Here is an 8,673-nt window from a genome sequence, read left to right as displayed (position 1 = left end):
GTACTGAATCCCGCACTGACAATCAATGAACCTTTGCCACTGAGTGGAACAGTTAACAAGACAGATGTGACCGGTTGCTATGGCAATACAAACGGAAGCATTTCAGTTGTTTCTGCGGCCGGAGGATCAGGTTCCTATGAATTTACCATCGACGGTGGAGTCAGCTGGCAGGTTTCGCCGGTCTTTAATAATCTGGCAGCAGGAACCTATGATGTGCGCATGCGGGATGCCGTTGCTCCCTGGTGTGAAAAGATCCTTGACAATGCCCTTACGATTTTCCAGCCTCAGGAACTCTATGGTGAAACAAGCTTTACCGATGTGGCATGCCATGGCGAAGCTACCGGAACAATTACCATTGGCAATACTTCCGGAGGATCGGGATCGTATGAATTCAGCATTAACGGAGGCACCACATGGCAGGCGTCACCTTCCTTCGGTGCTCTTCCTGCCGGAAGCTACACGGTGATGATGCGCGATGCGGCAACACCTTCCTGTGTCCTTGTACTGATGGATCCCCTGCTGATCAGCGAACCGGAAGCAATCAGCCTGACCATTAACAAAAAAGATTTACGCTGCAACGGAATACCCGACGGAATCCTTTCTATTACTGCAAGCGGTGGCACGGGAGCTTACCAGTATTCTATTGATAACGGCCTGAATTTCTTCCCCGCGGGCGATTTCAGCAATCTTTCGGCTGGAAATTATCCGATTGCTGTTAAAGACGGAAACGGATGCAGAGTGGATTCAGCGGTTGCGCTGATTGAACCCGACCCCATTGTAATACTGAATGAAGTATCGGAAGATGAAACCTGTTACCACAGTGGTGACGGATGGATTCACATTTTTGCCTCCGGAGGGGCCGGCCATTTGATTTATTCCATTGATGGAGGAGTGACCTATTTCGATAACGGAGGATTGTTTTCGAACCTCTCGGAAGGCAATTACCAATCGGCAGTAAGAGATGACAGCGCCTGCTTTGTAACGGGAAATTTCCTCCCTGTTCTTTCTCCGCCTGACCTGATCATTTCAGGTGTCAGTTCAAACAACGTAACCTGCCACGGAGCCGGAGATGGCACCATTACCATAAGTGCTTCAGGAGGAACCGGAACAATACGCTTCAGTATCGATGGGGGCGCCAATTACCTGAACAATGGTGGTTTCTTTACGAATGTTCCGGCAGGAAATTATTCCGTCATGATTACCGACAGTATAGGATGCACTACTGCCGGACCGGAGGTTGTGATTACAGAGCCGCCGGCGTTTACTGCCCCCGATGTTACTATTGTCAATATAAGTTGTTCCGGCCAGACGGATGGTTCCATTCTTGTTACACCTAACGGAGGTACACCGCCATATACCTATATTCTGAAAGAGAACGGCATCGAAAAAGATACGGTAACCAGTGCCGGCAGTGGTTTATTTACGGGCTTGTCAGCAAATACATATACCGTACGAATTACTGATTCCAATCTGTGCGGAACAATAGAAACACCTCCACTGGTCATTGTGGAACCTGCACCTCTTGTATTTGACTCTGTATCGGTTCAGCCGGTGCTTTGCCCCGGAACATCAACCGGTGGAATACTGATTTTTGCTCATGGAGGAACACCGGTTCATCCGTTACGCCCTTATGATTATACCATTGACGGAGGTGTAACATGGGATACGATACAGTATTTGAATATCCCGGCCGGAATTTACCATACCGGTGTGCGTGATAAGCGTGGATGCTTTGTAATGGGAGATACGGTAACTCTGACAGATCCTCCGGCAATTCAGCTTGACAGTGTTTCTGTGGTTGATGTAACCGGTTGCTGGTATGATGCAACGGGTTCTATTACCATCTATGCTTCCGGCGGACAGGGTGCTCTGACCTATTCCATCGGTTCATCCTATTCTCCATCGAATGTTTTCAGCGGGCTTACTTCAGGTGCTTACCCGCTCTGGGTTAAGGATGCCATGGGGTGTATTGATTCGGTAGGTCAGGCAGTTGTTCATGGGCCGATGCCTATCACGGCATCCATCCGCAAGCATGATGTTGACGGAGATATTCCCGGAAGCATTGTTATCAGCGCAAGCGGTGGAGGAGGAATGTTCGAATATTCCATTGACGACGGAATGTCATTTGCCCCGGCCGACTCCTTCCCGGGTCTGGCTTCCGGAAAATATTATGTCGTTGTGCGCGACCAGTATGACTGCCGTTACAGGGATTCCATCCAGATTGAGGAAATCAGTTCCATGCAGGTTGTTTATTCGCTGACGCCTGTTTCCTGCAACGGCGGGAATGATGGTATTATCAGCATGGTTGCCGATCTTGGAACCCCGCCTTATCAGTACTCAATTGATAACGGATTGAATTTCTACGATTTTGGTTATTTCTCCGATCTTTCCGCAGGGGATTATATAGTTCTGATAAAGGATGCCTCCAACCACAGGTACCGCGATACGGTAACCGTGCAACAACCGGAGCCGATATCGGTAATTGCTACTATTGACAATGCAAATTGTTCAAGCCTGCTTCCCGGATTTACTGACGTTGGAGCCATAAGCCTGAATGTTTCCGGCGGTAACGGAGGATATACCTTTGCCTGGACAAAGGACGGACAACCGGCAGGTACTTCCCAGAATCTTGCCAACCTGACAGCAGGCCTGTACACTGTACAGGTTACTGACAACAAGGGTTGTTCGTCGACGAAGTCTTATACGGTTGGTTCTGATCCGGCCAAGAATATCTCCATTAACCCCATACCCGACCAGAATGTTTGCAGCAATGTCGCGCTCGATTTGACAGCATCCTCACCACAGAATGTATCGTACAAATGGATACGTGTAAGTGACGGTGCCGAAATCAGCAGTCAGCCGGCAGTAACCATTCCTCCGGGAGAATCGGGAACCTATGTTGCAGTTGCTTATAACACCTTCAACTGTGCTGCTTATGATACGGTCAATGTGCTGATGTATCCGGTTCCAGCCCTGTCAATGGTAAGGGATACCATGATTCTGGGAGGAGTAACAATGACATTACCTCTCCAGCTGACCGATACAGCAGGGTTAAGTGAAACAGTTTTCAGCTGGAGCAATGATATCTGGTTGGATGATCCTTCCAGCATGAATCCGCAATTTACCCCCGATAAGAGCAGCGATGTATGGGATTTTGTTGTAACAGCCACCACAGCTCACAACTGTGTTGCAACTGATTCCATAACCGTGCATGTTTTATGGGAGCTGATGGTGCCGAGCGGCTTCTCACCCAACGGCGACGGATATAACGATGTGTGGTTTATTCCTGCCGCTCAGTTTGTAAGAGTAGACGTCGAAGTGTTTAACCGCTGGGGAGAAAAAGTTTATTCTGCCAAAAACTATAAGAATGACTGGGATGGCAAGTATAAAGGGAAACCGCTGGGTATTGGTACATACTATTATGTTGTTACGATTTATGCCGGCGGGAAAGTGAAAACAATGACCGGTCCACTTACCATTCTGGTTCAACCCAAATAATGACGCCTTATGAAAACATTCAGAATACTGCCGCTTGTGATTTTGCTGATAGGTTCATCAGGGGTAGTCAGAGCCCAGCAGATCGGACAATTTACCCAATTCATGTTCAACCCGCTGGTTATTAATCCTGCGGTGACAGGAACGAACAATTATTTCCAGATCCGGTCGAATCACAGGTTTCAATGGGTGGGAATGACCGACCCGCCCATTGTGAATACCCTGAGTATTTACGGGCCCAGCAGTAAATATGATATGGGATACGGAGGGTATATTGTAAGCGATATTACCGGACCTACCAGTCGTACAGGGATAAGCGGGACCTATGCCTATAATATTGCGCTGAACGAGGAAATACGTTTGTCTATGGGCATGGCTCTGGGGTTGTATCAGTTTAAAATGGATGTCTCAAAGGTTCAGTTGTACGATGATCAGGACCCGGCAAAGAACAATGTATATACCGATTTTTATCCCGATGCGGTTGTCGGGGTCTATATGTACGCCACGAATTTTCAGGTAGGATTTTCGGCTGCCCAGCTGATTCCGAATAAAATCAAGATTTATGACACAAAAACCGGGCTGAGCAAACTGAAAGCCCATTTTTATCTCACAGGAAGTTATCAGTACCTTATAAACCGCGATTGGGCAATTGAGCCAAATGTTATTATCCGTGGTGTTACGCCAGTTCCCCTCCAGATGGACTTCAACACCCGGGTAATCTTCAGAAATTTAGCCTGGGGTGGTTTAGCCTGGAGAACGAGTGATGCCATCAGCATTTTTCTGGGCTATAACCATGAAAACAAGTTCAATATCGGGTATGCCTATGATATTGGTATTTCTGCGATACGAAAGTACAATTCAGGCTCGCATGAGCTGATGATTTCGTATCGTTTCAATAAAGTGAAATAATTTAAAATCAATGCTTTGCATTGGTTTTCCTGAACGCCAGAAATAAGTAGGGCTGGTTTTCTGTGCCCAATTCCATTGTCCGGATAAAAAGCTGATGAAGCTTTTCGGAAAATATTTTTTGCATAGCAGGAGAGTCCAGCAGCAAAATATCCTGCTCATATTCCCTTTTTCGTTCTTCCGGATTAAAGGAATCAGGTGGAATATATTCAAACTGTGCAACAGGTGAGAGAGGGAAAGAACGGAAGATGCCGATGAGTTCGTTTCGTGTGAAAACCGGTTCATGTTCACGGCCAAGTTCCTTATCGAGTTCAATACGAAAGTGGTGCCAGAGGTGCCGGTTACGCTGGGCTTCATTTAGAACATCGGAATGCATTTCATGAACAATCAGAATGCCTTCTGTTTTCAGAACACGAATCATCTCGTAAACTGCTCCGGAAAGGTTGGAAAGGTGATGAAGTCCGCGGGAAATAACTACTGTATCAAATGAGGCATTTGGAAAAGGAAGCTGTTCTGCTTTTGTTCTTATAAATGAATAATGGTGATCGGGAAACATCTCCCTTGCTTTGTTCAGAATGGATTCATCAGGATCGGTGTAAGTCCATGAACGGAAATGTTTCAATGCTTTTGTAATCCAGGAAGTAAACTTACCGGAACCTGCTGCCAGTTCGAGTACATCGCCGGCTTCAATTTGTCCCAGCCATTGCTGAATATCTTCTGCAGAATTCATAATAAGAAAGGAAATGAAGCAGTAAAAGTAAACCAGTTCATCCTAAATAAAAAAGCCGTCAGCAGAGCCGATGGGCGGCTGGCTGACGGCTTTCATTATGCCACTATTACAAATAAAATGCCAGGGAGAAGAGAGCGGCTTTGTTCCGGTAATCAGTTTTTGCAGAAGTTATTTCTGAAAGACCAAGTGAATATTTTAGGCTGGCTTCGATATTGTAGGAGCCCGCAGGAATCATAAATCCGAAACCCAGCGACCAGCCTGCATCGTTATCATTTATTTTCCAGGCAACCGTTTCCGAATTTTCTGCCGGAGAAACAGGTGTGTAAGTGAGGTTGGAACGCAGTTTCACACCAACGTAGGGGCCTGTTGCAACAAAAAAGCGCAGCGATTCGCTTACCGGAAACGAACGTTCCAGGTTAACAGGCACGGTGAGATATTCCAGAGTGCCGTTCAATTTTTTATCGGCGAGCGAGGATTCCCTGAAATTCCGGAAACCTTTTTGCTCAAAATTCAGTCCTGACTGAATGGCAAAATCGTTCTTCAGAGGGTATCTCAGGCAGATTCCTCCGCCAAAACCACTCCGCAGATGATTTCCTTCGTTCAGTTCAGTCAGTTCTGAGAAAGAAGAAACGTTTAAGCCGTTTCGCAGGCCGATCTGCAGTTTTTGAGCCGGAAGGGCAATAATTGCTGTAACCAGCAAAATACCTGTAAGAAAGAGACGTGTTTTCATACCTTTTTCTTTTACGTTAATACGATTTAATTATTTAGAAATGAGACAACTTCAAAACTCCATCCATGAATTATTTCATCGTGGTTAAGGCTTTCCGCATTCAGAGAACGGCAGGCCTTAAGAATCTTTTCCGTTTCTGTTTCCGTTGATTGAACCAGGAAAAGGGCGTTATGGCCCGGCCATACCGGTGTATCCATGTGGGGCAGCATACCCGGCAGTTTGCCTTTAATGTTTTCAATAGCCTGCCAGGAGCCGATTTTTTCTTTTAAGAGAATATCTGTTACTCTGTCGGCCATACTGATATCACAGGCGAGAATCAAGATTTTCATATGTTTTTATTTTTTCTATTTTAACACAGGGAACCATTTTTTTTGAAAAAAGGCACAGGACCGGGAAGGTAACCGGAATATTAAACCTCTCCTTAACTGAAAAGCAGGTCCTGTGCCTTTGGTTTTTATTTTGCATATTCTTGTCTTCTAACATGAAGCATGTAGTATATTACCGGAACAAGGATAAGCGTAATGAGGAGCGATACGGTGAGTCCTCCGATTAGTGTAATTCCAAGGGGTGACCACATTTCAGAACCCATCCCGGAACTAACTGCCATTGGGATCATTCCAAGAATAGCTACGAGCGAAGTCATGAGAACAGGTCTGAGCCTGGATTGTCCTGCCTGGGTGACTGCTTCCTCCAGAGGAAGATCCCGCTGCAGGAGAAGGTTGGTATAGTCAACCAGAATGATACCGTTTCGGACAACAATTCCGAGCAACATGATCATTCCGATAAATGTCACCACACTGAGGGTAAGGCCGGTTATTCTGAAAGCCCATACAATGCCTATTAATCCAAAGGGAATGGCAAAGAGTATAATAAAGGGGTCTTTCATCGATTCGAACTGGGAAGCCATAATCATATATACCATAAGAGTTCCCAGAACAAATATCAGCCAGAGGTTATTGAAGGATTCTTTTTGGTCAGAAACCTGCCCGGCAACTTCCACGGAAACATTTTCAGGAATATCGGTTTGGCTGACAATTTTGCGTGCATGATCTGCAGCTTCACTCAGGGAAACGCCGTTTACAGAGGCCATTACTTTTACAATCCTCTGCTGGCTTTCCCTGCGGATTTCCGTAAGACCTTTTTCCTGGGAAATTTCAGCTACATACGACAGGGGAACCATTTTGCCGGTAAGGGTACTGATCATGATATTTTTCAAATCATCGGCCTGTCGGCGATTTTCCTTTTTATATCTTACCACAAGGTTGTAATCGTCGCCCTCTTCCTGCAGCTCACCGGCGTCGGCTCCATAAAGTGCCTGACGTACCTGAAGAGAAATCAGTGCTGTGTTAAGTCCCAGTTCGGAAGCCCTGTCCTGGTCAATATGAATTTGTAACTCCAGAGTCCCCTGATCGGCTGAAGATTCAACCCCTGAGAATATCGGATCGCTGTTCATTGCCTCTCTGATTTTTTCTGCTGTTGCTGTCATAACCGGAATATTGTTACCGGTTATTTTGATTTCTATTGGTTTAACGTTTCCCAGAAGAGCTGATGAAAGCATACTTCCGCCGGTCACATGGAATTTTTCAATTTCTGGAATCTGAGCAATTTGTTTTCTCACCGCTTCAGCGATTTCGGCTGCACTCCGCCGGCGGTTTTCGGGCAGAACCAGGTGGGCCCCGATGGTGGCGACATTCTTTCCTTCAGCAAAGCTTATCGTTGTAAGAATCCCCTTTTCTGTTTGTCCTGCAATGGTATAGGACGAAACCTGCTCGGGTATTTCTCTCCGGAAAATTTCTTCCACTTTCATGGCTATCCTTTCTGTTTCTTCAGCTGAGGTGCCCGGTTCCGTTTCAATAACGGCCACAACATCTCCGGCGTCAAATTCAGGAATGTAGTCGGTGCCGAGAAGTGTAGCCTGCCAGATGGTTATGGCTGATATTATCAGCACAATCACAATCAGAAGATAGCGGTTATGGATTGCCCACCGGAGTGACCGATGATAGCCGTTTTCAAAGCGCTGCAGGAACCTTTCACTTGCTTTGTAGAAAGGAGTTTCTTTTTTTAACCTCACAGGCTTTAACAGCACCGAGGCCAGCATGGGTGTTAACGAAAGAGCAGTAACAAGCGACGCGAGCATGGTGACTGTGGTAATTACGGCAAGCTGTTTAAACATAATACCGACAATTCCACCGATGAAAAACATAGGAATGAAGACAGCCACAATAGTAAGTGTGGAAGCAACAATGGCTCTTCCCATTTCCATGGTGGCGAATATGGCAGCTTCACGCGGCCTGGATCCTTTTTCAATATGCCGTGAAATGTTTTCAATTACCACGATGGCATCGTCAACCACCATTCCTATGGCAATAACCAGTGCCATCATGGAAAAGATGTTGATGGTATATCCCAGGGCGTACATCATGATAAAAGCCACGATCAGCGAAAAAGGAATGGTTACAATGACAATCAGACTGCTTCGCCACTCCCTGAGGAATGCTATAACAACAAGAATCACAAAAAAGGCGGCATACCAGAGTGTTTCCGAAAGATTTCCCAGCGATTTATTAATAACTTCAGCACTGTTAATGATTTCTTTTACCTGAACATCATTGGGAAGATTTTTTTGTATTGAAGCCATTGCTTCGGAAACAGCTTTATAAACCTGAAGCGTATTTGCTCCAGATTGTTTCTGAACGAAAAGAGCTACGGCCCTTGTACCATTTGTACGTGCTATTTCGTCTTTTTCTTTAAGATCGTCTGTCACCGTTGCAATATCTGCAAGGCGAACAATCTGTCCGTTGACCGAACTGAG

General features: G+C 45.9%; 6 protein-coding genes. 2 read left to right on the top strand and 4 right to left on the bottom strand.

Features of this window, described 5'->3' with window-relative positions; genetic code table 11:
- The coding region (locus GX419_08310) for a T9SS type B sorting domain-containing protein (protein ID NLI24691.1) at window positions 1–3,498 on the top strand (3,498 nt) is incomplete at its 5' end.
- Between the two features lie 9 nt (window positions 3,499–3,507).
- Window positions 3,508–4,404 carry a type IX secretion system membrane protein PorP/SprF gene (locus GX419_08305; protein NLI24690.1) on the top strand — a complete coding sequence of 299 codons (897 nt, stop codon included), beginning with the start codon at window positions 3,508–3,510 and terminating at the stop codon, window positions 4,402–4,404.
- A gap of 7 nt (window positions 4,405–4,411) precedes the next feature.
- Here the strand turns inward: GX419_08305 and GX419_08300 are convergent, their stop codons facing one another.
- From GX419_08300 to GX419_08285, 4 genes are all read right to left on the bottom strand, one after another.
- Window positions 4,412–5,131, bottom strand: a complete 720-nt coding sequence (locus GX419_08300; GenBank protein NLI24689.1) for a class I SAM-dependent methyltransferase — start codon at window positions 5,129–5,131, stop codon at window positions 4,412–4,414.
- Between the two features lie 106 nt (window positions 5,132–5,237).
- Window positions 5,238–5,861: a PorT family protein gene (locus GX419_08295; GenBank protein NLI24688.1), complete on the bottom strand. Its 624-nt coding sequence runs from the start codon at window positions 5,859–5,861 to the stop codon at window positions 5,238–5,240.
- Between the two features lie 26 nt (window positions 5,862–5,887).
- On the bottom strand, window positions 5,888–6,190 hold the full coding sequence (locus GX419_08290; protein NLI24687.1) for a hypothetical protein: 303 nt from the start codon (window positions 6,188–6,190) through the stop codon (window positions 5,888–5,890).
- A 125-nt stretch (window positions 6,191–6,315) separates the two neighbouring features.
- On the bottom strand, window positions 6,316–8,673 hold a 2,358-nt coding region (locus GX419_08285; GenBank protein NLI24686.1), incomplete at its 5' end, for an efflux RND transporter permease subunit.

It is taken from the genome of Bacteroidales bacterium (genome assembly GCA_012517825.1).
Taxonomy (GTDB): domain Bacteria; phylum Bacteroidota; class Bacteroidia; order Bacteroidales; family JAAYUG01; genus JAAYUG01.
This window is presented reverse-complemented; position numbering and strand designations above follow the sequence as displayed.

Coding starts and splice junctions, on each gene's coding strand:
- GX419_08300 (NLI24689.1), bottom strand. CDS start 5,131: ATGAATTCTGCAGAAGATATTCAGCAATGGCTGGGACAAATTGAAGCC.
- GX419_08305 (NLI24690.1), top strand. CDS start 3,508: ATGAAAACATTCAGAATACTGCCGCTTGTGATTTTGCTGATAGGTTCA.
- GX419_08295 (NLI24688.1), bottom strand. CDS start 5,861: ATGAAAACACGTCTCTTTCTTACAGGTATTTTGCTGGTTACAGCAATT.
- GX419_08290 (NLI24687.1), bottom strand. CDS start 6,190: ATGAAAATCTTGATTCTCGCCTGTGATATCAGTATGGCCGACAGAGTA.